Source organism: Paenibacillus sp. CH40, from assembly GCF_024213605.1.
GTDB classification, from domain to species: domain Bacteria; phylum Bacillota; class Bacilli; order Paenibacillales; family Paenibacillaceae; genus Paenibacillus; species Paenibacillus polymyxa_B.
On the sequence record NZ_JANAVQ010000001.1, the window covers coordinates 1,198,550 to 1,222,336 of the forward strand.

Annotated in this window: 23 protein-coding genes and 1 pseudogene; 19 read left to right on the forward strand and 5 right to left on the reverse strand. The window is 42.9% G+C overall.

The genetic code is table 11. The features are described from left to right. Positions 1-243: 243 nt before the first annotated feature. Entirely contained in the window at positions 244-1,161 is a 918-nt protein-coding gene (locus NLX73_RS05270) for an AEC family transporter (RefSeq protein WP_254325528.1), read from the reverse strand. 252 nt (positions 1,162-1,413) lie between these two features. Here NLX73_RS05270 and NLX73_RS05275 point away from each other — a divergent pair, with 252 nt between their 5' ends. Together NLX73_RS05275 and NLX73_RS05280 are read left to right on the forward strand one after the other, a co-directional pair. Next, positions 1,414-2,418 carry a copper amine oxidase N-terminal domain-containing protein gene (locus tag NLX73_RS05275; RefSeq protein WP_254325529.1) on the forward strand — a complete coding sequence of 335 codons (1,005 nt, stop codon included), beginning with the start codon at positions 1,414-1,416 and terminating at the stop codon, positions 2,416-2,418. A gap of 208 nt (positions 2,419-2,626) precedes the next feature. Continuing rightward, on the forward strand, positions 2,627-3,415 hold the full coding sequence (locus NLX73_RS05280; RefSeq protein ID WP_165176959.1) for an SDR family oxidoreductase: 789 nt from the start codon (positions 2,627-2,629) through the stop codon (positions 3,413-3,415). A gap of 78 nt (positions 3,416-3,493) precedes the next feature. On the opposite strand, the gene NLX73_RS05285 is transcribed toward NLX73_RS05280, so the two are convergent. After that, a complete protein-coding gene (locus NLX73_RS05285; protein ID WP_254325530.1) occupies positions 3,494-4,219 on the reverse strand; it encodes a DsbA family oxidoreductase in 726 nt (241 codons plus the stop codon). Positions 4,220-4,431: 212 nt separating this feature from the next. On the opposite strand from NLX73_RS05285, the gene NLX73_RS05290 reads away from it, so the two are divergent. The 11 genes from NLX73_RS05290 to NLX73_RS05340 all read left to right on the forward strand — a co-directional run bounded on the left by NLX73_RS05290 (position 4,432) and on the right by NLX73_RS05340 (position 16,541). Beyond that, the gene (locus tag NLX73_RS05290; protein WP_165176955.1) at positions 4,432-5,460 is read left to right on the forward strand and encodes a LacI family DNA-binding transcriptional regulator; all 1,029 of its coding nucleotides are present in this window, start codon (positions 4,432-4,434) and stop codon (positions 5,458-5,460) included. Beyond that, positions 5,453-6,331, forward strand: a complete 879-nt coding sequence (rbsK, locus tag NLX73_RS05295) for a ribokinase (protein ID WP_061828264.1) — start codon at positions 5,453-5,455, stop codon at positions 6,329-6,331. The genes NLX73_RS05290 and rbsK overlap by 8 nt, the downstream gene beginning before the upstream one ends. A 1-nt stretch (position 6,332) precedes the next feature. Next, positions 6,333-6,767 (forward strand): D-ribose pyranase, encoded by a 435-nt coding sequence (gene rbsD, locus NLX73_RS05300; RefSeq protein ID WP_254325531.1) that lies wholly within the window; start codon positions 6,333-6,335, stop codon positions 6,765-6,767. A gap of 30 nt (positions 6,768-6,797) precedes the next feature. Then, positions 6,798-8,279, forward strand: coding sequence for a sugar ABC transporter ATP-binding protein (locus NLX73_RS05305; protein WP_254325532.1), 1,482 nt, complete (start codon positions 6,798-6,800; stop codon positions 8,277-8,279). 1 nt (position 8,280) lies between these two features. Beyond that, positions 8,281-9,249 (forward strand): ABC transporter permease subunit, encoded by a 969-nt coding sequence (locus NLX73_RS05310; RefSeq protein ID WP_013310465.1) that lies wholly within the window; start codon positions 8,281-8,283, stop codon positions 9,247-9,249. Between the two features lie 34 nt (positions 9,250-9,283). Then, entirely contained in the window at positions 9,284-10,204 is a 921-nt protein-coding gene (gene rbsB, locus NLX73_RS05315) for a ribose ABC transporter substrate-binding protein RbsB (RefSeq protein ID WP_025720638.1), read from the forward strand. Positions 10,205-10,424: 220 nt separating this feature from the next. After that, positions 10,425-11,432 carry an ABC transporter substrate-binding protein gene (locus NLX73_RS05320; protein WP_069289655.1) on the forward strand — a complete coding sequence of 336 codons (1,008 nt, stop codon included), beginning with the start codon at positions 10,425-10,427 and terminating at the stop codon, positions 11,430-11,432. A 37-nt stretch (positions 11,433-11,469) separates the two neighbouring features. Beyond that, on the forward strand, positions 11,470-13,185 hold the full coding sequence (locus NLX73_RS05325) for an ABC transporter ATP-binding protein (RefSeq protein WP_254325533.1): 1,716 nt from the start codon (positions 11,470-11,472) through the stop codon (positions 13,183-13,185). A 56-nt stretch (positions 13,186-13,241) separates the two neighbouring features. Continuing rightward, a complete protein-coding gene (locus tag NLX73_RS05330) occupies positions 13,242-14,204 on the forward strand; it encodes an ABC transporter substrate-binding protein (protein WP_254325701.1) in 963 nt (320 codons plus the stop codon). Positions 14,205-14,428: 224 nt separating this feature from the next. Then, positions 14,429-15,493, forward strand: coding sequence for a FecCD family ABC transporter permease (locus NLX73_RS05335; RefSeq protein ID WP_190299422.1), 1,065 nt, complete (start codon positions 14,429-14,431; stop codon positions 15,491-15,493). 1 nt (position 15,494) lies between these two features. Beyond that, on the forward strand, positions 15,495-16,541 hold the full coding sequence (locus NLX73_RS05340; protein WP_254325534.1) for a FecCD family ABC transporter permease: 1,047 nt from the start codon (positions 15,495-15,497) through the stop codon (positions 16,539-16,541). Positions 16,542-16,654: 113 nt separating this feature from the next. Here the strand turns inward: NLX73_RS05340 and NLX73_RS05345 are convergent, their stop codons facing one another. Both NLX73_RS05345 and aiiA read right to left on the reverse strand, forming a co-directional pair. Next, positions 16,655-16,822, reverse strand: a complete 168-nt coding sequence (locus NLX73_RS05345) for a hypothetical protein (RefSeq protein ID WP_007432475.1) — start codon at positions 16,820-16,822, stop codon at positions 16,655-16,657. Between the two features lie 922 nt (positions 16,823-17,744). Continuing rightward, positions 17,745-18,500, reverse strand: a complete 756-nt coding sequence (gene aiiA, locus NLX73_RS05350; protein ID WP_254325535.1) for a quorum-quenching N-acyl homoserine lactonase AiiA — start codon at positions 18,498-18,500, stop codon at positions 17,745-17,747. A gap of 307 nt (positions 18,501-18,807) precedes the next feature. On the opposite strand from aiiA, the gene NLX73_RS05355 reads away from it, so the two are divergent. After that, positions 18,808-19,011, forward strand: coding sequence for a hypothetical protein (locus NLX73_RS05355; protein ID WP_254325536.1), 204 nt, complete (start codon positions 18,808-18,810; stop codon positions 19,009-19,011). A gap of 315 nt (positions 19,012-19,326) precedes the next feature. Then, a complete protein-coding gene (locus tag NLX73_RS05360) occupies positions 19,327-20,283 on the forward strand; it encodes a tyrosine-type recombinase/integrase (protein WP_254325537.1) in 957 nt (318 codons plus the stop codon). A 149-nt stretch (positions 20,284-20,432) separates the two neighbouring features. Here NLX73_RS05360 and NLX73_RS05365 read toward each other — a convergent pair whose 3' ends face one another. Beyond that, on the reverse strand, positions 20,433-20,888 hold the full coding sequence (locus tag NLX73_RS05365; RefSeq protein ID WP_254325538.1) for a DinB family protein: 456 nt from the start codon (positions 20,886-20,888) through the stop codon (positions 20,433-20,435). Between the two features lie 201 nt (positions 20,889-21,089). Here NLX73_RS05365 and NLX73_RS05370 point away from each other — a divergent pair, with 201 nt between their 5' ends. The 4 genes and pseudogenes from NLX73_RS05370 (at position 21,090) to NLX73_RS05385 (ending at position 23,773) form a co-directional block, all read left to right on the forward strand. Further along, positions 21,090-22,091 carry an ROK family protein gene (locus NLX73_RS05370; RefSeq protein ID WP_254325539.1) on the forward strand — a complete coding sequence of 334 codons (1,002 nt, stop codon included), beginning with the start codon at positions 21,090-21,092 and terminating at the stop codon, positions 22,089-22,091. A gap of 33 nt (positions 22,092-22,124) precedes the next feature. Beyond that, positions 22,125-22,359 (forward strand): annotated as a pseudogene (locus tag NLX73_RS05375) (MFS transporter); the annotation flags it as partial. A gap of 391 nt (positions 22,360-22,750) precedes the next feature. Then, the gene (locus NLX73_RS05380) at positions 22,751-22,918 is read left to right on the forward strand and encodes a hypothetical protein (RefSeq protein ID WP_172828244.1); all 168 of its coding nucleotides are present in this window, start codon (positions 22,751-22,753) and stop codon (positions 22,916-22,918) included. Between the two features lie 48 nt (positions 22,919-22,966). Continuing rightward, complete coding sequence (locus NLX73_RS05385) at positions 22,967-23,773, forward strand: HAD-IIB family hydrolase (RefSeq protein ID WP_254325540.1); 807 nt, start codon at positions 22,967-22,969, stop codon at positions 23,771-23,773. Positions 23,774-23,787: the final 14 nt, after the last annotated feature.

Here is a 23,787-nt window from a genome sequence, read left to right on the forward strand (position 1 = left end):
CAAATTGAAAACAGGCAGATAATAGAGATTCAAATTAAAGAGCATAATTATTTCACTATATGAAAAATTCATAATAGAAAAAAAACTCTATCTCGCATACGATATCCACAAAACAAACACACCACTGTAAGTAGAAAAAGGAAATACTAAATGGGAACATATGTTCTTTTGTCTTGAAAAGGAAACGCTCGTGCCCTTAGACAAAAAACGTTTCTAATCCATTTTTTATATTGATCATACACCTCAAACAAGATGACGGGATGCTGAAATTAACAGGGTCATCGTAATGACATTCACAATCGTGGAAAGTAATACTGTTTGTGCGGCAAAATCGGGTTCATTTTTATATTCTTCCGCCAAAATACTTGTATTAACACCGGTAGGCATACCCGATGCAATGAGCAAGGCTTGAGCGGGAATCCCCTTAAGACCCAGCAGCAAGACGAGCATAAAACCGACTATTGGACCAGCAATCAGGCGTAGTACCATACTGATGTACACGGCTGTCCGGCGCAAACGAAAGGGATATTGCACAATTTGTGCTCCCAAAGTAAGCAGAGCCACAGCAACCATCGACTGACTAATATAACTCAAAGGTTCAGCCAGTAAATTAGGCAATGGACTATGCAGCAGATTTAGGAGCAAACCTAGCGCAAGCGCATAGGGAACAGGCATTTTTAAAAAATTAATTAATATTTTTCGAGTATTGGCCTTGCCGTTTTGCACAACAAAAGTGCCGTATGTAAATGTGACAAAGCTTTGAAAGGTCATAATCAGAGCTTGAACGGAAATGGCCAAAGGGTCACCTTTGAACACCAACTGATTGATTGGCAGACCATAATTTCCTGAATTATCTAGCATTACACTATTTGTAAAAGCTCCACGCATTCCGGGACTGTATTTCAGAGATCTGGCGACAGTAGTGCTGATTACGTACAGAATAGCTATGTACAAGGCATAAAAAAGTGAAACCTCACCCATGAGCATTAAAGAAATTTCCGAGTTATAAAGACCCGTAAACACAACTGCGGGGGTGATATAGTAAAAATTGATTTTAGCTAAGGTATACAAATCCAGTCGAAAATAATATTGCATGATACAACCAAAACCGATAAGTACAAAAATAGGTAAAACAACGTCCAAAAGAATGGTGCCGAACATATCTGTTTCATCTTCTTTCTATTATGCGAATGTAAAGGCTGATACTTAAAAATGCATGTGTAATTCTCATTATACTTTGTAAATAGGTTAGGCGTATAATAAAATTTTATTGTGGTTTTTGGCAATCTGGACTGCGGCTATATTGGTGTCTCACACATTAGTTAAAGAAAAGATAAAAAATCAGCTTAGAGAAGCCGTTAATACATCTAGGGACATTTGAGCCCGGTCTTTACTATAAGGAGGAATCGCATCATGAGAAACACTTGGACAGCTTTACTAGCGTGTATACTGGTCTTGGGATTGGCAGCGGGAACCGCTGAAGCCAAGCAGGGACGCGGAAATGATCAGGAGAACAAACAGGAATCAAAGACGTCTGTAAAAGACGGGAATGAAAAGAGCGGGGAAGAGCTAATCAATCCCCATGACTCAGACAATGATCAGTCCAAAAAACAAAAGGACAAAGCATCCGGTAAAAAGGATGAAAACAGTAAAAAAGAAAAACACGCAGAAATCAGAAAAACCGAACCTGTTGCAGTAACGGATGATACGTACGAAGAGTCCAAAGACCATAATGGTCACAAGGGACGCAACGGTTACAAGGGTCTGCTTCACGCGGTAGAAAATACAAAGGATAAGCCGGCAGGAGCGGTTATTGCGAATCTGCTGCTTACGAAATACCCGGACCGTTTGACTCCAGAGCAGGTTGCTGAACTTGAATTGATTCGGAATTCTGGTAAAGCACTGACTGAAGCAGCTGAGCTACTGGCTGAAAACGGAAATGTGACAGATGCCGTATACATGCAGGAGGAGGCGGTACTGGCTAATGTGTCCGACCTGGACAGCTACAAAAAGCTCGGTGAATTCTCGAAGAAGGCTGGACGGCCGTCGGGTATGAAGCTGTTCGTGAATGGTGAAGAATACGATGCCAAACCGATTAACCGCAAGGGGACCACACTTGTTCCGTTTAGAACAGCTTCCGAAGCTTTGGATGCAAAGGTTTCCTGGGATCCGAAAGAAAAGGCTGTTACTGTCACCCGTAACGGCGTGTCCGTCAAATTATTTGTTAACAGTCCGAAAGCATATATTAACGGTCAGCCGTATTCTATCGAGCAGCCAGCATCCATAGTGGATGGGACGACAATGGTACCTGTAAGGGTAATCGGAGAGGCCTTGGGGACAAATGTTAAATGGGAGCCTGAGAGCCAGTCCGTTGTTGTATACGAGCAGCCAACAACAACTACTACATCAACATCATAACGTGTTGTAAACAAACAAAATTTTGTAAAGCAAAAAGGGCCCCTGACTAAATGTCAGGCCTTTTTGTTTTACCTTGCAATTAATGATTTCGTATTCTTTTTAATGGTGAGAAGATAGATAGCCTTCATGATACTACCAAGCTATTCGCATTATGTGCTGGTCATGTGTACAATTAAATAGAGAACACTGAGAAAAGGAAGTGTTATAGATGGATTTAGGATTAACGGGAAAAATAGCCTTTGTTGCAGGTTCCAGTAAAGGACTCGGCAAGGCAAGCGCACGGGAGCTGGCACGCGAGGGTGCGAATGTCGTCATTTCAGGACGGAACGAAGCAGAGCTTCAGCGGACGCAGGCGGAATTACTGGAAACAGCGAGTGGCCGCGTTGAATATGTAGTTTGCGATGTAACAAAACCAGAACATATCTCCCAGGCCATCCGCCGTACAGCTGATTTGTTTGGCACCGTTGATATTTTGGTTAACAATGCGGGTGGGCCTCCTGCCGGTACCTTTGATGATTTTACAGATGAAGTGTGGATGCAGGCCTTTGAACAAAATTTACTTAGTCATATCCGGTTGATCCGTGAGGTGTTACCTTATATGAAAAAACAACAAAACGGTAGGATTTTAAATATTGCTTCTTCCTCAGTTAAACAGCCAATTCCGGGGTTAATCATTTCAAATACGCTACGTACGGGAGTCGCTGGATTGGCGAAAACATTGTCTCTGGAATTAGCTCCTCATAATATTCTGGTACATACTGTAGCACCGGGGAGAATTGCAACCGATCGCGTGCGTAGCTTGGACGAGCATCGAGCTGAGAAAACCCAGCAAACGACAGATCAGGTTCGTAAACAAGCAGAAGAGGGCATTCCATTGGGGCGGTATGGAGAGCCTGAAGAGTTCGGTAAAGTTGTTGCTTTTCTGGCGTCTTCAGCTTCATCCTATTTGACAGGGAGCACCATCCTTGTGGATGGCGGAATGATTAAATCGTTATAAAATAAAGATGCGTGCCAGCTCAGGTTTAATTGGGTGCTGGCACGCTTTTTTAAAATTTATCTAGGGAATAGAAAATCTTCATTCACGGCCTGGAAGCTCACAACCCTCATCGGTACATATACCACCTGCATCTTGTTTGGACGAGCTGCCGCTTATCATGGTGAAAGGTGAGCGTTCATCCCATGCTTTTTGAAGCGCATCATGGAATACTTCCTCCGGCTGGGCACCAGAAACAGCAAATTTTCGATCAAATACAAAGAATGGCACACCCTGAACACCTAACTCAGCGCCTTCGGATTCATCAGCTCTAACTTCGTCGGTAAAACGATCACTGGCTAATATAGCAGCCGCTTCCTTTTGATCCAAACCAACCTCAGTAGCCAGCGCTACCAGCACTTCATGATCCCCTGTATGCTTGCCTTCGATGAATACAGCCTGGAATAAACGCTCGCTCAGCTCCAGCATTTTGCCTTGTGTTTGAGCCCAAAGTGTTAAGCGGTGAGCATCAAGAGAGTTCGTCGGCACCATGGCATGAATATTATAATCAAGACCCGCAGAGCGTGCGTTTTCGTTCATTCGATCATTCATAGCCTGAGCCTCTTGCAGACTGACCCCATATTTAGCGGATAGTTCTTCATTGATCGTTTTACCGCTATCTCTCACAGCATCCGGGTTCAATTCGAAACTCTTGAATGTCAATTTCACCTCATTGCGATGTGGAAATTTCTGTAATACTTGCTCCAAACGGCGTTTGCCAATATAACAGAATGGGCACATATAATCAGACCATACTTCAATATTCATCAGGAAAAAGCCTCCATGTATACGTATTTTATTGAGTAACCGGGAGTGGTGCTCCCCACTTTAGAATGTGTATAAAGGTGGAACTTCATTAGTTACAATAAGAATTATAAAGCTAAAGCATTCAACGTGCAAATAATTAATGCTTGTCAAAAAATTAATGCTATGATATTTTATATGTGTAACCGGTTACACATTGGAGTTGAACCTACACTATGACAACAATTAAAGAAGTCGCCAGCTTTGCAGGTGTTTCCGTAGCGACCGTATCCAGAGTTATTAATGAAACTGGATATGTACATGAGGATACACGGCGAAAGGTAGAGGCTGCTGTGAGGCAGTTAAATTACAAGCCCAATGAAGTTGCACGTTCTTTGTATAAAAAGAAATCCAGATTAATCGGCCTGCTGCTGCCGGATATTACGAACCCTTACTTTCCCTTGTTAGCTCGTGGGGTGGAGGATCGAATGCAGGAAAATGATTTTCGGATTATTTTCGGTAATAGTGATGAAGATCGCCAAAAAGAATTGGATTACATGGATACTTTTGTTCAAAATAATGTCGTTGGTGTTATTTCTTCTACCAATGATCCCGATGCCGACTGTTACGCTAAACTGAAGATCCCGGTCGTTTTTCTCGATCGAACTTCCAGTGACAGCCTCTCCGTATATGCGGATGGAGCCCATGGCGGTTGCTTGGCTGCTCAAGAAATGGTTGCCCGCGGCAGCAAACAAATTACAGTCATGCAAGGCCCTGCACATATTCGTCCAGCACAAGACCGTTTTCGCGGGGCGGTTGAAGAGCTTCAGCAATCCGGAATTGCTTACCATGTGGTCGAGACAACTTCCTTTTCGTTCAAGGAGGCCGAGTCGTGGGCCAAAGAGCTGTTTAGCAAGTACCCGGATACGGACGGAGTTATCGCAAGTAACGATATCGTGGCTACAGCGGTGATGCATGAGGCACATAGATTAGGAAAGAAAATCCCGGATGATGTTCAAATTATCGGGTTTGATGATATACCATTAAGCAGTTTGTTATTCCCGCCTTTGTCAACGATCCGACAACCTGCTTATGAAATGGGCTGGGAAGCAGCAGGACTACTCATTCAGTTGATTGAACAGTCACAAGTAACGAAGTCAAGCGTACCTAATCTTCATTCGAAAGTACTTACCTATTCAAGCATACAATTGCCCGTCAAATTTATAGAACGGGAAACGACGAGAAAGGTGGATTATGATGGCTAAAATTTCGATTATCGGAAGCAGTTCTATGGATCTTGTAGTTACTTCGTCCAAACGTCCCGGTGCTGGTGAAACGGTATTGGGTGAAAGCTTTACAACCGTACCTGGAGGTAAAGGAGCCAATCAGGCAGTAGCCGCAGCACGACTCGGAGCAGACGTTACGATGATTGGACGTGTAGGGGATGACCATTTTGGAGAACAGATTTTACGAAATTTTGAAGAAAATCATGTTCATACTGGCTATGTGAAACCGGTTACACATATGGAAAGCGGTACAGCGCATATTGTATTAGCTGAAGGTGATAACAGTATTGTCGTGGTAAAAGCAGCAAATAATGAAGTGACACCCGCCTATGTGGAAGAAGCGCTTGACGTCATCCGAAGTTCGGATATTGTGCTAATTCAACAGGAAATACCAACAGAAACGGTTGTTTACGTAAGCGAGATTTGTGCGAAATACCAGATACCCTTGTTGCTGAATCCAGCCCCGGCTCGTGAAGTGGAAGAAAGCGTAATTGCGAATGCGACCTACATTACCCCAAACGAGCATGAAGCTGCCATTATGTTTAAGGATATGAGCCTGCAAGAAGCGTTGCGTAAATATCCCAACAAGCTGTTTGTGACTGAGGGCAGCAACGGTGTACGATTCTTCGACGGAGAACAGGAAGTCGTGGTTCCTACTTATAAAGTAGAAGCCGTTGATACAACAGGTGCAGGAGATACGTTTAACGCTGCTTTTGCAGTGGCACTGGCCGAAGGAAAATCGCTGGCCGACAGTGTGAAATTTGCTAATCGTGCTGCGTCATTGTCCGTAACCAAATTTGGAGCCCAAGGTGGAATGCCAACCCGTCGTGAAGTGGAGGAGCAAATATAATATGAAGAAACATGGAATCCTCAACAGTCATATATCCAAAATACTGTCGGATCTCGGCCACACAGACTATATTGTCGTGGCTGATGCCGGCTTACCTGTTCCTGAAGGCGTTACCAAAATTGATTTGGCCCTTAAACTGGGTGTTCCATCCTTTCAGGACGTTGTTGATGTCATTGCAGTAGATATGGTGATCGAAAAAGTAACGCTGGCCGAAGAAATCAAACAAGAAAATGAACAAGCATTGCAGTATATTATGCGCAACTTTGCAGGGGAGCAATTAGAACATCCACAGATTAATAAGCAGGCTGCCGTCATTGAGTTTTGCTCTCATGAACAATTCAAGGAGCTGACCCGTTATGCGAAGGCGGTCATTCGTACAGGAGAGGCTAAGCCATTTGCCAATTGTATTTTGCAAGCAGGAGTTCATTTTGGATAAATCAATGTTGAATAAAAAGGAGGGTACAGCATGCAGATTCAAATGAAAGGAATTCACAAAGCCTTTGGAACCAATCAGGTACTGAGTGGTGTTGACTTTGATCTTCGTCAAGGAGAAGTACATGCCCTTATGGGTGAAAATGGTGCAGGAAAATCAACGCTGATGAATATTTTAATCGGACTGCATCGGCGAGATGAGGGAACGATCATCATTGACGGTCAGGAAACCTATTTTGCCGACCCCAAAGAAGCGGAACAAAAAGGAATTGCTTTTATTCACCAGGAACTGAATGTGTGGCCGGAGATGACCGTGCTGGAAAATCTGTTTATCGGCAAGGAAATGACATCCAAGTGGGGCTTACTAGACAGCTCTAAAATGAAAGCGCTAGCAAATGAGCAATTCAGCAATCTTTCGGTAAACCTTCCATTAAACGGTGAAGCAGGCGAGTGTTCAGTGGGTCAACAGCAGATGATTGAAATAGCCAAAGCACTCATGACGGATGCTAAAGTTATCGTGATGGATGAGCCGACAGCCGCCTTAACCGAACGTGAAATTCAGAAGCTGTTCGAGGTTATTACTTCTTTGAAAAAAGATGGTGTTTCGATCGTGTATATTTCACATCGGATGGAGGAGATATTCGCGATCTGTGATCGGATTACCATCATGCGTGACGGGAAAACGGTGGATACTCAGGCGATTCCCGATACGAATTTTGATGAAGTTGTACGGAAAATGGTAGGTAGAGAGCTGACTGAACGCTATCCGGTAAGAACGCCCGCTTTGGGAGAAGTGGTGCTGGAGGTCAAAAATGCCACGCATAAAGGCTTGTTTGAAAATGTGAATTTTACTGTGCGGTCTGGTGAAATTGTAGGTTTTTCAGGCTTGATGGGCTCGGGACGAACCGAGATCATGAGGGCGTTATTTGGACTGGATGCTTTGGATCGTGGTGAGATCCATGTACGTGGAAAAAAGGTGACTATTCGCAAGCCGGATGACGCGGTGAAACTAGGGATTGGCTTCATTACAGAAGACCGAAAAGATGAGGGCTTGGTTCTGGATTTTTCCATTCGGGAAAATATGGTGCTGCCAAATCTCTTCAGCTTTACCTCAAAAGGATTTATTTCAGGTAAAAAAGAGTTGGATTTTGTTAACACTTTAATTAAGCGCTTACAAATTAAAACCCAATCGGGTGAAACAACGGTTCGCAGTTTGTCAGGTGGTAATCAGCAAAAGGTGGTTATTGCCAAATGGGTAGGTATTGGTCCAAATGTACTCATTCTTGACGAACCGACGAGAGGTGTGGATGTGGGAGCCAAGCGGGAAATCTACCAGTTGATGAACGAGCTGACCGAACGTGGAGTCGCGATTATCATGGTATCCTCGGAACTCCCTGAGGTACTCGGCATGAGCGATCGTATTGTCGTGGTGCACGAGGGAAAGATCAGCGGAGAGCTGAGCAGGGAAGAAGCCACACAAGAAAATATTATGACGCTAGCTACAGGAGGACAGTAATATGACAACTATGAATGAATCAAAAAGCAGCAAAGGCTTTCAAATGTCACAAATCACACAGAAGCTTGGCCCGTTGTTGGGACTCATTATTTTGGTGATTATCGTATCGGTCTTAAATCCCAGCTTTTTGGAACCGCTTAATATTTTGAATTTATTGCGCCAGGTATCCATTAATGCGTTGATTGCGTTCGGCATGACCTTCGTTATTCTCACAGGCGGAATAGATTTGTCAGTCGGCTCCATATTAGCACTATCCAGTGCGTTTGTCGCAAATATGATGCTGGCCGGGTTCGATCCTATTTTGGCGATTATCATCGGCTGTGCATTGGGTGGCGTGATGGGGATGGTCAACGGCTTGATGATTACGAAGGGTAAAATGGCTCCGTTCATCGCTACACTAGCAACCATGACCATTTTCAGAGGATTGACACTCGTTTATACCAATGGTAACCCTATTACAGGACTCGGGGACAGTCTGGTATTTCAATTGTTCGGTCGTGGCTATCAGTTCGGTATTCCGGTTCCAGCGATTACGATGCTCATTACCTTTGCTGTCCTATGGATCATTTTGCATAAAACACCATTCGGACGTAAAACGTATGCCATTGGTGGTAACGAGAAGGCTTCGATTGTATCTGGTATTAAAGTACCGCGTGTAAAAATTTGGATTTACTCTCTGGCTGGAATGCTCTCTGCATTGGCGGGAGCTATCTTGACTTCGCGTTTGAACTCGGCGCAACCGACAGCAGGTACTTCTTATGAATTGGACGCCATTGCGGCTGTCGTATTAGGTGGAACAAGTCTCTCGGGAGGACGCGGACGAATCGTAGGTACGTTAATTGGTGTGCTTATCATCGGTACACTAAACAATGGCTTGAACTTGCTGGGGGTTAACTCATTTTATCAAATGGTAGTAAAAGGGATAGTCATCGCTATTGCTGTATTGATTGACCGTAAAAAATCCGCATAATACACCTAATTTGCGTAGAAGGAGACACAAAAATATGAAAAAGCTTACATTAATCATGACTGCATTGCTGCTCCTGCTCATGACAGGGTGTTCCTTGGAACCGCCCGAATGGGCGAAACCTAAAGCGGCCGCGAACCTGAAGGACATCAAAATCGGCTTGTCGATCTCAACACTGAATAATCCATTCTTCGTATCCCTCAAAGACGGAGTTGTGGCAGAGGCCAAAAAACAAGGAATGCAGGTCATTGTTGTGGATGCACAAAATGATTCGGCGAAACAAAGTAATGACGTGGATGATCTGATTCAACAGGGAGTAAACGCGTTGCTCATTAATCCGACAGATTCGTCGGCCATCTCCACTGTGGTACAATCAGCGAATGCATTGAACATCCCGGTTATTACACTGGATCGTTCTGCTGACAAAGGCGATGTAAAAGCACTCGTCGCTTCAGACAACGTAGAGGGAGGACGAATGGCTGCCAGATATGTGATTGATCAAGTTGGAAAAGGTGCCAAGGTGATTGAGCTGGAAGGTGTTCCAGGAGCATCCGCTACCCGTGAACGCGGAAAAGGATTTCATGAAGTAGCAGATAAGGATCTGAAAGTCATAGCCAAACAATCGGCCGATTTTGATCGGACCAAAGGTTTGAACGTGATGGAAAATCTGCTGCAAGGCAACCCGGACGTTCAGGCAGTATTTGCCCACAATGATGAAATGGCGTTGGGTGCGATCGAAGCAATCCAAAGCTCAGGTAAAAACATTCCAGTCATCGGTTTTGACGGTAACGAGGATGCGCTTAAATCAATTAAGGAAGGGAAACTGACAGCCACCGTAGCTCAGCAACCCGAGCTTATTGGTCAATTGGCGGTGCAGGCAGCCAAGGATGTACTTCAAGGTAAAACCGTGAAAACATCAATTCCCGCTAAGCTGGAGTTAGTGGATCAATCGAAATAAAAAGGGCGCTTGACCCAACATATTAAGCTATTCGGACTGATGCTGTAATGCGCATCAGTTCTTTTTTTTGGCTATTCTACGATGACGATACATACACATAAATGGAAGTTTTTTATTTTTGTATTGTAAGAAGAGACGGTAAAAGATAGAATAACAATTATATGATAATGAGAATCACTATCATATAATGAATTGTATATATCTAAGGAGGACGTATATTGTGCAACAAAGGTACAGATTAAAATGGGAATCCACGCTTTGTCTTGTGGTTCTTCTGATGGTTGTATTGAGTGCATGTGGAAACGCAGCTAGCAACAACCAGACAAATGACAAGACCAGTACTAATGATCCTTCCGGGCAATCCAAAACGGTTGTCATGCGCGAATATACTGATGCCACTGGCAATAAGATCAGTATCCCTGCAAATCCACAGCGAGTTGTCACGACACAATATTTGGATGCTATGCTGGCCTTGGGAGTTAAGCCTGCAGGCGCTGCTTCCCATTTGTTGGAAGGCGACTATTTAAAAGGTAAGATTGACGGAGTTGCGGATATTGGGAACCCGACAAATGTAGAAAAGGTGCTGGAGTTACAACCGGACCTGATCATCACAACAGAATATACCACGCCCGAAGTGAAGGAGCAGCTAGAGAAAATTGCTCCAACCGTAGTCGTTTCGTTTGGAGAAGGCGATGTATTTGAGCAACTGCGGAATGTCGCAGCCGTGCTGGGTAAGGACAAGGAAGCCGAGCAGTGGATCGCTAGTTTCAACAAAAAGGCTGAGGAAGGTCGAAAGAAGCTGGTTGGAAAATTCAAAAAAGATGAAACGGTTACGATTTATATGGCCTACGATAAGAATGTGTTAAGGGTATACGGAGCGCGGAATGTAGGACATGTTATTTACCGTTCACTGGAATTGAATCCTCCTGAGTACATACGCCAGAAGCTGGCGAAGGACCCGAGATTTAATTATGTTTATGATGTTATTTCAATGGAAAAGTTACCTGAACTATCAGGAGACCGAATTATTATGCTGGTTTATGATGAAGCGAGCAAGGACGGAATGCTTAAGCAAATTGAGCAAAGTGCATTGTGGAGAAATCTCCCGGCTGTCAAAAACCACAAAGTGTATTTCATCAAAGCCGATCCGTGGTTTACATACTCACCGCTAGCCGTTGACCAATCACTCGATGAGGCTGTTAAAATGTTTTCCGTTGATCCGAAGTGATCAGTTCAATTGAAATAAGAGAGGAGAAGTCATAACCATGCTTAGACGATTTTTTGAATACTATCGTCCTTACCGGACTTTGTTCATCATTGATTTCTCTTGTGCCTTGCTGGCTGCACTGCTGGAGTTGGCTTTTCCGCTTGCAGTCAACCGGGTGGTCGATGATTTGCTGCCCAGCGGGAACTGGAAATGGATTTTATATGCCTGTCTGGCTCTACTCGGTATTTATGTAATAAGTGCTGCACTGAATTACGTGGTCACCTATTGGGGACACAAGCTGGGCATTAACATCGAATCGGACATGCGTAAAAAGCTGTTTGATCGGGTACAAAAGCAATCTTTTCGTTTTTTTGACAATAACAAAACAGGGCATCTCGTTTCACGTATGACCAACGATCTAATGGATATTGGGGAAATTGCTCACCACGGACCCGAAGATTTGTTCATCGCGTTGATGACACTGGGGGGAGCCTTTGGTATCATGCTCGGTATTAACTGGAAGCTGGCTGTACTGACTTTCATCATTGTACCCCTCATGATTTACTTGTCTCTTTATTTCAGCCGTAAAATGTCTGCTGCTTTCCATCGTATGTTTTCTGATATTGCGGATTATAACGCTCGTATTGAAAATAATGTAAGTGGGATTCGTGTTGTTCAAGCGTTCTCCAACGAAGCACATGAAATGGAACGGTTTGCTGAAAATAATGGGCGTTTCCGTAAAACGAAGCTGATCGCGTACCGGATTATGGCCTGGAATTCCTCGATTAGTTTTATACTAATGAAGCTGGTTTCATTGTTTGTGCTAGTATGTGGAACATGGTTTGTTATTGAAGGACAGATGACCTACGGGGAATTTATCGCATTTGTAATGCTGTCTAATGTATTCCTGGGGCCGATTAAACAAATTAATTCTGTCATCGAAACGTATCCGAAAGGGATTGCTGGCTTCCGACGGTACCTGGATTTGCTGGAAAGTGAATCGGATGTAGAAGATCTGCCTGGGGCCAAGGCGGTTAGCCATCTTAATGGAGATATTCAATTTGCAGGTGTAACGTTTGGTTACGAAAACAAAGATAAGGTATTACGCAAAGTGGACCTATCTATCCATGCGGGTGAAACCGTAGCACTTGTGGGTCCTTCAGGAGCAGGTAAAACGACACTTTGCAGTTTGTTGCCTCGCTTCTACGATGTCGAGGAAGGTAGCATTACTATTGATGGAATGGATATCCGTGAAATGAAGCTGGAATCGCTGCGATCCATGATTGGTATCGTACAGCAGGATGTATTCCTCTTTGATGGAACGATTCGTGAAAATATTGCTTACGGTAAGCTTGATGCTTCGGAAGAAGAAATCTGGGATGCTGCTCGTCGAGCTCAGATTGAAGACCTAGTGCTCTCATATCCGGACGGTCTGGATACAATGATCGGTGAGCGAGGTGTGAAGCTGTCCGGTGGTCAAAAGCAACGTTTGTCTATTGCCCGGATGTTCCTTAAAAATCCGCCAATTCTTATTTTAGATGAAGCGACTTCAGCATTGGATACAGAGACAGAAGCCGCGATTCAGCAGGCGCTGACAGAGCTATCCCAAGGCCGTACGACACTCGTTATCGCGCATCGTCTGGCAACGATCAAAAATGCTGACCGCATTATCGTAGTTGCAGATCAAGGGATTGCCGAGCAAGGCAGACATGAAGAGTTATTGGCAGTAAAAGGGGCATATAGCCGCCTGCACCAAGCTCAATATGGAACGTAAATAGGCGGATATGACACCGTAAATAGAGAGAGGAATGAACAGGTTTGACAAAGAAAATGTGGATTGTAATGATGCTTCTGTCAGTCATTTTAGCTCTTACCGCCTGTGGTGGAAATGTAAAGCAACCGGATGAAAAGCAGAATCAAACATCTAGCGAACAAAAGTCAGAGGAAATGAAAACAGTCAAAACGATTCATGGAGATATTAAAATACCGGTTCACCCTCAGCGGATTGTAGTAGATATGTACCAGAATGATTTATTAGCACTAGGAATTAAACCTGTGGGAAGTGTTAAATATTATCTGGATAATCCGTTTTCGAAGGAGCTTGTACAGGGCATTGCAAGCATTGGAGACCGCAGCAGCGTATCCATTGAGAAAGTACTGGCTCTGGAGCCTGATTTGATTCTGATTGGTTCCAAAGATGCTTCTGATTATGAAAAATATAGTAAAGTTGCTCCGACCATCGTCATTCCATATGGAACGTACAAGAATGTGCATGAGGAACTGACAGCTTTTGGTGAACTGCTCGGAAAAGAACAGGAAGCCAAAACATGGCTTGCGCAATACGATCAGCGGATGCAGGCTGCACGTGACAAGCTAAAGGGAATTGTTCAGCCTGGAGATACTTTCACCGTAATGGAAGCTTCGGATAAAGAATACTATGTATATGGCGATAATTTTGGCAGAGGAGGACAGGCGGTATACAAAGGACTGAATTTGTCCCCTCCGCCGCTTGTCCAAAAAGAATTATTTGGTGAGACTCAATGGAAATCGGTGTCAAAAGAAGTCATTAATCAATATGCTGGCTCTTATATCTTTCTGACGGTTAACAAGGATTTGAGCGGTTACGAAGGAGACAGCATATGGAAATCACTGAATGCAGTCCGGCAAGGTAAGGTTTTTGAGCTCCAGGAGGATCGATATTGGTACTTCGATCCCATTGCCATTGTAGGGCAAGCTGAAGAAATCGCAGATTTGATCGTCCAGCGGAATAAAGAGAACGCCACACAGAAGTAGTCGCTTCGGTGTTGTTGGCAGCCCTTTGGTATTTATGCCGAAGGGCTTTATTTGTTCACAATAGGGCAGAGTATTAGGCATTCCTCGAAATTTGCTATTGATGCCGTTGCCACATTAATTTACAATAGTAAAGATTGCATGATAATAATTCTCATTATCAACATCATCTTCAACACAGTTCGTGATAGCTACATACTATTCAACAGTAAGGGTGAACAATAGTTATGAAATTATCAGAATCATCGGATAGCCCCGCTCAAAGTAATCATAACCAGTCGCCGACTCAATTCCACTCGCGACCATGGGCGGCTTCGCTTATCCTGACAGTTGGGCTTGGACTTTTAGCGTTCGGTATCGCGCTATCTCTATCTTTTGGTGCAGCCTCAATTAGGCTGGAAGAGGTATGGAACGCCGTTTTTCATTTTAAACCCGAGTTGCAAAACCATCAGATTATTTGGGAAATCCGTCTACCTCGGATTCTGGGTGGGGTTTTAATCGGAGTTTGCTTTGCTGTTGCAGGTGCAATTATGCAAGGAATGACCCGAAATCCGCTTGCTGACTCGGGCTTGCTTGGACTGAACTCGGGAGCCAGCTTGGCGATGGCGATTTGCTTTGCCCTTTTTCCTGGCTCTTCCTTTTTACAGTTAATGTTGTATTCCTTTGTTGGTGCAGCTCTGGCTGTTGTGATGGTATATGGTACAAGCTCCATATCCAAATCAGGTCTTACGCCAGTTCGTCTTGTATTGGCGGGTGCAGCTGTCACGGCATTGCTGTCTGCCTTAGGAGATGCGATCAGTTTGTACTTTGATGTTGGACAGGATTTGGCCTTTTGGTATGCCGGAGGGCTTAGTGGAATCAAGTGGGTTCAGCTCGGTATAGTTTTGCCTTGGGTTGTGGCAGCTTTTATCGGTGCTCTCATGTTGTCGCGCTCCATTACGCTGCTCAGTTTGGGAGACGAAATTGCGTTGAGCCTTGGTCAGCGAACTGGGGTAGTAAAGGTAGTCGGAATGATTCTTGTTCTGATTTTGGCGGGTGCAGCGGTGTCGTTGGTGGGTTCTATAGGTTTCGTGGGATTGATTATTCCCCATATAACCCGCAAGCTGGTTGGCGTCGATTATCGCTGGATTATTCCATGCTCGGCCATTATGGGAGCTTTACTCATTGTGTTTGCCGATCTGGCAGCCCGTATGATTAACGCACCTGAGGAAACACCGGTGGGCGTACTTATTGCCTTAATTGGGGTTCCGTTCTTCCTTTATCTGGCACGTAAAGAAAGGAGGGCACTGTAAGATGAATAACGTTACGAATGGGGCTATTGCCAAAGCTAGTCATCGTAAAAAAATACATGATTGGATGGTTGTAGTCATTCTGCTCGTATTGCTCATTGCTGCGTTCACCATAAGTGCGAATACGGGAACCATCCGGCTTTCGCCAATGGAGCTATTTAGAACCTTGTTTGGACAATGGACTCCACAGCAGGAATTAATCCTATTTGAATTCCGATTGCCACGAATGGTTATTTCCCTTCTTATCGGTGCAGGTCTCGCTGTTTCTGGCTGCATCATGCAGGGGGTTTCGCGTAACGGCCTAGCGGACCCTGGTATTCTAGGCATTAATGCAGGCGCCGGGTTGATGGTCATGCTGTTTGTATTGCTTTTTCCATCTATGCAAACTACGAATTCATTGTTTTTACTTCCCGCTCTAGCACTGATTGGATCAGGAGCAGCTGCTATTCTCATCTACGCGCTTTCTTACAAGAAAGGTGAAGGAATTTCTCCGACAAGGCTACTGCTGAGCGGAATTGGCGTAGCGGCGGGTATCAGTGCTGCGATGATCATTATGACTCTTAAGCTGACACCCGAAAGTTACACGTTTGTAGCTAATTGGTTAGCAGGAAGCATCTGGGGCTCAAACTGGAAATTCGTGATGGCTCTGTTGCCTTGGCTGATTGTATTGCTTCCTTTCGCATACTACAAAGCAAATGTGATGAATGTGCTTAATCTGGGAGATCAGACGGCATCGGGGTTGGGTACAGCTATCGAAAAGGAACGTATTCTCCTTCTCGCTGCTGCGGTTGGATTGGCCAGTTCTAGTGTTTCGGTTAGTGGCGGTATCGGCTTTGTCGGTTTGGTGGCTCCACATTTGGCGAGAAAGCTGGTGGGGCCGAAGCATAAAATGCTGCTGGTAACCTGTGCTTTAGTCGGAGCACTCCTGGTACTTGTAGCGGATACGATCACACGATCCTTACCTTTACAGAAAGAAATCCCGACAGGTTTAATTGTAGCCATCATTGGTGCGCCATACTTCTTATACCTGTTGAGTCGCTCCAAAGGGTAACGTCACGAAAGAGTACCCCTGTCAATTAAAGGCTACGCAAACAAATAACCTTCAACACCACTAAGGAAGTGGGGCTGAAGGTTATTTGTTATTTAATGTAGCAGCCTTTCATCTCAACGGGAAGTATTCAAGGCATGAGAGGTTTGATGCAGCTCTCTGATCATTTTATGCAACGTGTAATTTTCCTGACGTGTCACGCCGTGTTGATTTTCCTGAACCAGCAACTGATGGATGTTTCGTTTTAGAATTTCACTTCGACGTTCCAGCATTTCGGTACTCATAAATAAATGAACACTCCCTTTGTCATGAATAAACCTACATTTTTGAAATGAGCATAGGCTGAATTTAAGTTTGCCTTTCGACTTCTTTAAGTATATCGTGCTGGATGATCAAGGGAAAACGGAGCGAGACAGCAAATTGCTTTTTCTCATCATCCATGCCGTATCGACAGCGACTCATCCCATGAGTTCTTAGATATACTTCCTGATGCTAGCGATAACAGGGGATTAGGCGTAATTAACTTCATGTATATAATTGTTTTTTTGATATAAACGGATTAAGTGTATTAATCCATTTGAAATATTTGTAAGTAAGGAGCGTATTGGATATTGCTCAGGCTGTTCTGAACAAGCAGGGGCTTAATAGCGAGTTAATACAAAGGATCAATTGTGTATTTGCAGAAAATCAACTTGTGCGCTTAAAAGTTAGCTAGGTTTCTGAAGATCAGCATTTTACATACAGAATTTATAGATGAACCCGACCAGTTAAAGCGAATGTATATGGAATCACTTATCAGTTTGCTAAAAGCTCATTCCATATTAGCGAGCTCAGTTAACCAAATTTTGCAGTTCTAAATGTCGGAGTCATTACAACTACCTAATGAAAGAAAAGAAAAGAATAAGAGGCTATAACATTTTGGAAGTGAGGAGATACAATAATGATTATTTAAAAATCGGATGAAGAAATTGAGATCATGAGGGGAGCTAGCCGAATTACGACTATTCTGCCAGTCCGCACCGCTTGCCTTTGAGGCCGAACTTTTCAAGTCCTGTGTTGTACGGCCATAGACGTATACTGGAAGCCATGATCCGAATGAAGTACGGCTCCGGATACGTCTATTTTGTGTGCATTCATAATACCATTTTCATCATACCCCGGACCGAAAAGATCCGGAATGGTGGAGAAATAGCTGCTTTATCAACATTATTTGTATTGTGGATATACCGGCTGAACGACTACCTGCTCAGGATCATGACCGAAGAACAACAGATTCGGCTTAACCTCCTGCACAATCTGCTGAATGCGGGCGATTGACTGGCGTGCCTGTTCACGGTTAAAGCTGTCAAACGGCACGTCGTTTGCGTAATTCTCCTGCGTGTAGGCAACATCAATCGTCAGCATGACCGGACCTGATTCCTTTGTTGTGACCAGCGCGGACTGATGACCCGGCGAATGACCCGGAGTATAGAACAGTTGCAAACCTGGAACCAGCTCATGATCCCCTTGAAGCAGTCGATAATTCAAGTCCGCCTGCACGCATTCCGGTGGCGCATACTCCAGATTACCGATCGCAGCGTCTGCTTCGGTCTGCTGCACATAAATCGGTGTATTTGGAAAATGCGGATTGCCTCCGGCATGATCCATATGCATATGAGAGATTACGATGGCATGGATATCGTCCGGTTGATAGCCGATCCGATCCAGTACAGCCACGATACTATCATCGCCTGACATATGGGGAATGAAGCGCCCTTCAAACGGTGTACTTTTAAAATAATTTGGATTGTCGATAAACGAATCCGGCATACCGGTATCAATGAGAATCGGACCGTGATCTGTCTCCAGCAGATACGACCAGATTTGCAGGCGCACCAGTTCACCGGGCTGTGCATGATGGTTGAGTGAGGAACGATCAATATCAAGCTGACCGATCGGTAACCAGTACAATCTGTTAATCATACAATCATCCTCCAATCGTAGTTTACATAATAATTATTATGTAGTTATTAATCAGGGTTTCGGCTGACGGAAAGTGATGTTTGTATTTTCGTTTGTAAGATCCGGGTGCTGGAGCCTCGTGCTGTCGTTGTAATCTCACTCTTTCGAAGATTAATTTTTTAATAGTTTAAATGAAAAGGCATGTAGGCGTCCAGCAGATATTTGCCCAGAAGCTGGATCACACGGTCATCATCTCGAAATCGGTGAAATTCTTGGTGATCCACTGCTGCTAGTGGGTGAAAATTACAATCAGCTAGCAGGCTATCATATGGAGATGGTGCACGCACCGGAAGGTGATCCGGATAGCGAGTTGGAAGCTGCACATGATATTCATGTTTTGGCCACTATGGCTATTTTGACTGCTACCGATCGAGAGCAGCGCCCCCAGCTTGCTGATGAAGTAGAGAAGTGGTGCCGTATGCAAGACTATTGGCTATTTAGTTTTGTTTTGGATATGAATGAATTACATTAGGTGAACTTTTCTTGAGCGTGTTTTAATTTGTCTACATTGTGGGATCGCCCCCCCTGACCCTATGCCACCCCGTTAAGTGCTTTGAAATGTCTGCTTAAACACGATACCAGGCTGGACAAGAGGAAAAACGCTCTATTTGCCCTTGAAAAGCGCTAAAAAAACAGCGTATAATATAAATTATACGCTGTTTAGGTTTAAAACGACTTTTAGAATCCCTCCTGCATAAGATGTCGATTGGATTGTCGATAAAAATCAGACGAAAATGATCGTTTTACAGTATATTTCGGAATATGAACTGAATTGGAGGCGAGCGAGATGAAAAAAGAGATGCGACATGTGGAACTCGATACAACTGAAGAAATTGATGAAATTTATGCTGAGGAGCTGGAAGCTTTTTTGATCTGGATGAAGGATGCAGGATATACGATACATACGCAAAAAAATTATATGGGGGATGTGAAGCAGTTTTTACGGACGTTGCGTGAAAAACCACTCGATCAGGTGAAGAAGATTCATGTTATGTCGTATTTGTCTAAAGCGCGGGAGGGAGGCGCCGGAGATAGTACGCGGAACCGGAAGCATGCAGCGGTGAATAGTTTTTTTAAAGCGCTACAGGAATTTGAGTTATGCAGCACAAATCCGGCAGCGGGAATTAAAAAAGCAAAGACTGAAAAGAATCGTATGCCCGTCTATCTGGATGAGAAGGATATTCATCCGTTTTTGCTCGCGGTGGAGGGGAAATATGCAAATCGTAATATAGCTATTTTTCTACTGATGGTCTACATGGGATTGCGGGTGGGGGAGGTTCATTCATTGAATGTCTCGGATTATAGCCGAGAAAGACGTACCTTAGATGTGTTCGGTAAAGGACGTAAGTGGCGTACTCTCCCGGTACCGGAAGCCGTGTGTGATTTTGTAGAGCATGCGTTGGAGGAAAGATTGACGCCGTGGAGAGGTAAAGAGGATGCGATGTTCGTATCCCAAAAAGGCCGCCGTCTGGCAGTGCGCACCATTCAACAGATCGCTACAGAAACGTTCGAAAGATTCCAGCAAGATAAGAGTATGGAACGCCGGGAGGCTTATTCCAGCCATAAGCTGAGACATACATTTGCGACAATGCTATTACGCAAGGGAGCAGATCTGCGTACCGTGCAGGAGCTACTGGGGCATTCATCCATTCAGACAACCACAGTATATACACATGTCACTGATCGGGAAAAGGAAAAAGCAATGGATAAGCTGGATATTCAGATACCAATATCAGGATTTTGAATATAACATGAAAGTTGAGATTAAATAAAAATGAGTTTACATAATATTTATTATGTAAACTCATTGGGCAGAATTACATCCTGACTTGAAAATCACATCAACGGCTTTAGGTCATTACGATCATGAACGTAGTATTCTTTTTCATAGCGTTAGTCTTGTTTTTGAATGATTTGCTCCAAATGATGCCGCAAATGCTGAATATAATCGTCGACTAGCCACTGTAATGTTTCGGTGGAGTGGTCCTCTTTTTGAAATCTTTTCTTAGAATCGAATGATGTACATGAGTTTAATACATTTATGATTTGCTTATTCAATAGTTTCCATAGATGTATGACATCCACGTAAGAGAACACTTCCTGATACTGATTAGCTGCCACCCAATCATTTTGCGCATACGAATCAATTTTGATAGGGGATGTTGAATGCTTAATCATGATAAATCTTCGATGATTATTAGAAGCGGAGTCGCACAGATGTCCCAGTATTTCTTTTTTGGACCATTTCTCCGAGAACGGCTTGGCATTAAATTCATGTTCTGTGATCGAAAAAAATTCTTTTTCATAATCCTCGATGATCCTCGCCAGTTCTTCAACAGCATTCTTCAATTGATTAGCCTCCTTATTTTAGCGATCGTCTTATGATTAGCATTAGAATAATTCAGAATAAGCTGGAAAGCAATGGTGAAATAAAGGTTAGTACGATATTGCCTTGACTAAGGTAATATTTTGCTGCAAAATTAGTAAAAGTGCTTTATAAACATGGTTTATGAAGTGCTTTCATGATTTTATAGAAAGAAGGTGCTATGTATGGAAAAAGCTAATACAAATTTAATTAAAGAAATAAATCTGAACCTGGTTCGAAAAGTATTGAAACAGATCAATAAGACAACAAAACCCCAACTAGCCGCATTGACTGATTTAAGTGTGGTAACTATCAATACCCTTATGCAGGAATTGCTTAATAATGGAGAAATATTTGAAGATGAAATTGTCCCTTCAAACGGAGGCAGGCATGCGTTAACCTATCGTTTTAATTATGAGTATAGTCTAGCACTGATTATACATATTAATGAAAAACAAGGGACGGATGTTGTCAATACCACGGTAGTTAATTTAAATGAGGACGTTCTGATGAAAGAAGAGCATCCCTTTCAAATTTTTAATGCTACACAATTTTATTCCACGATTCAAGACATCATTTCTCACTATCCTTCCATCAAAGTTATTGGTATAGGAATCCCGGGACAATCTGTAAATGGAGAAATTACAGTCAGCAGTCATGAAAGGTTAAATGGAATTCGGTTGGCAGAGGATGTGCAAAGCAAATTTGGTTTGCCGGTTATTGTGGAGAATGACGTAAATGCCGCTGTATGTGGATACGTCTATAGAGAACAAATAGATGAAGATCAATGTGTGCTGGCTATTTATTTTCCTGAGAATTCTCCCCCAGGGATGGGAATTTATTTGCGAAATGGGGTTTTAAAAGGCAAACATGGATTGGCTGGTGAAATCAAATTCCTTCCGTCGATAGTTTGGGATGAAAGCAAAGGAACGGAAGTTTTCTTCAATAGTATATGTGAAATTATCCGAATATTACAATCTGTATTTGATCCTGACCGAATTGTGATCTATAGAGAGAATATAGAAGAAGTGTCTTTCTTTCATTTTTTAGAATCCTACAAATCTAAGCATAAGATGCCTTTGTATCCTGACGTTATACTCTCAGATTTATTTTATGAAGATTTTAAAACAGGGTTGAGAGGGTTAACTCTAAAAGAATTGGAACGTCCGATCATTGTCTTTAAATAATGTATATATGTGTAGTGAAGAGAGGAGAGAAATGGGTTTATTCTTATTGGGTTAGGACTTGCACCGATTTACCCTGGACTTCTTCATGAAACGCCAACTCGGTTTGGTAAAGAGAATTCTTCCAAACTCAGGGGATATCAAATGACAGTTGCTTATACAGGAACAACATTACTCCCTCCCGTTTTTGGGGTTATAACTTCTCAGGCAAGTATACATTTTCCCCGATTGCCGTCATTGTTTCCTTCTTTTTATGCTGTTCAGTTCCTAGCAAGTGAATCGTACATTGAAAAAGAGAATTATGAAGGGTTAATAGAAATTATCACTTGACCTGAAACGCGTTTCATCAGCTAAAGTAAACGTGTAACCTAAAAGAGAAAGCGAGGGCACTTTATGATCTCACTGATTTTACTTTGCTCAGTTATATGGGTTGGTACTTATTGGTGCTTAGTATTATCCGGGCAGCCTAGGGAAGTAAAACCTTACCGCTCCATCGATGATTTTTTTGAATAACGTTCTATGTCCACTTACTAAAGGGGCTTTTTTTACTCACTTTATTAACATGTTTAATTAAATGATTTAATAAGTGTGCAGAATGCAGAATATGCTAGCACCTATTAAATGGGATCAAGTTCTGATTTACGGAATAAGGAGGTGCGACTGTGTGGGCGATAGAAGGTATCTCATGTATCATAATTTTAATCATCATGTACTTCATGATCAGTAGTTTGGCTCATTCTCCTCATGTTCAAAAGCTTGCAGCACGAATGTTTGAAGATTTTAATAGAGATTTTGATGTTGATCCATGGAAAGAAAATGAAAAGCCGTAAATTAAACTTGGCTAATAAAGAGCTTATATATTAAGGGAGGATTTATATATGTTTAAACTGGTGGTAAGTGATCTGGATGGTACTTTTCTGAATAATAGCGGCACTTTCGATGTCGATTTATTTAATCAGGTGTATGGAGAAATGCAAGAAAATAATATTTCTTTTGCAGCCTGTACAGGTAAACAATGTGAACGAGTAGAAGAATTGTTTGGCGAGCACGGAAAAGGGATCTGGATCTTAGGGGACAGTGCTACGCGGATTAAAAAGGATGGAGTCGTCGTCAAAGAGTTTACGATTGAACACAATCTAGCATTACAAGCGATAAGAGATATCGAAAGTTTTTCCAATGATTTTATTATCATAGCATGTACAACGGAAGCAGCATTTGTTCATTCTCATATTCAAGACGAATACTATAAAATTGTGAAAGGCTCGTATAAAGAAGTGGTTAAGATTGATTCATTTGATCAAATCAACAGTAGCTTTCTTAAAATAACTGTATATGATCCAGCTGGAAGAAGTCCCTTATTAAGAAAACATGTTGAAAAGACTCTACTGGGTCAAATTTATATCGTTGATTCTGAAGCAAATTGGCTGGATATTACAGCACTTCATACCCATAAAGGGGAGACGGTAAGAAAACTCCAAGAGATATTAGGGATTACTGAGGATGAGACCATGTCTTTTGGAGATGGTGAAAATGATGTGGAACTTATGATTATAGCAAAATATAGTTTTGCTATGAAAAACGCATGTGAGAACACTAAAAATGCAGCCAGTTTTATCACTAAATCCAACGAAGAAAACGGTGTCTTATTAACGATAAAAAAAATGATGGATTTACAAAAGCAATAATGTTAATTATCGTT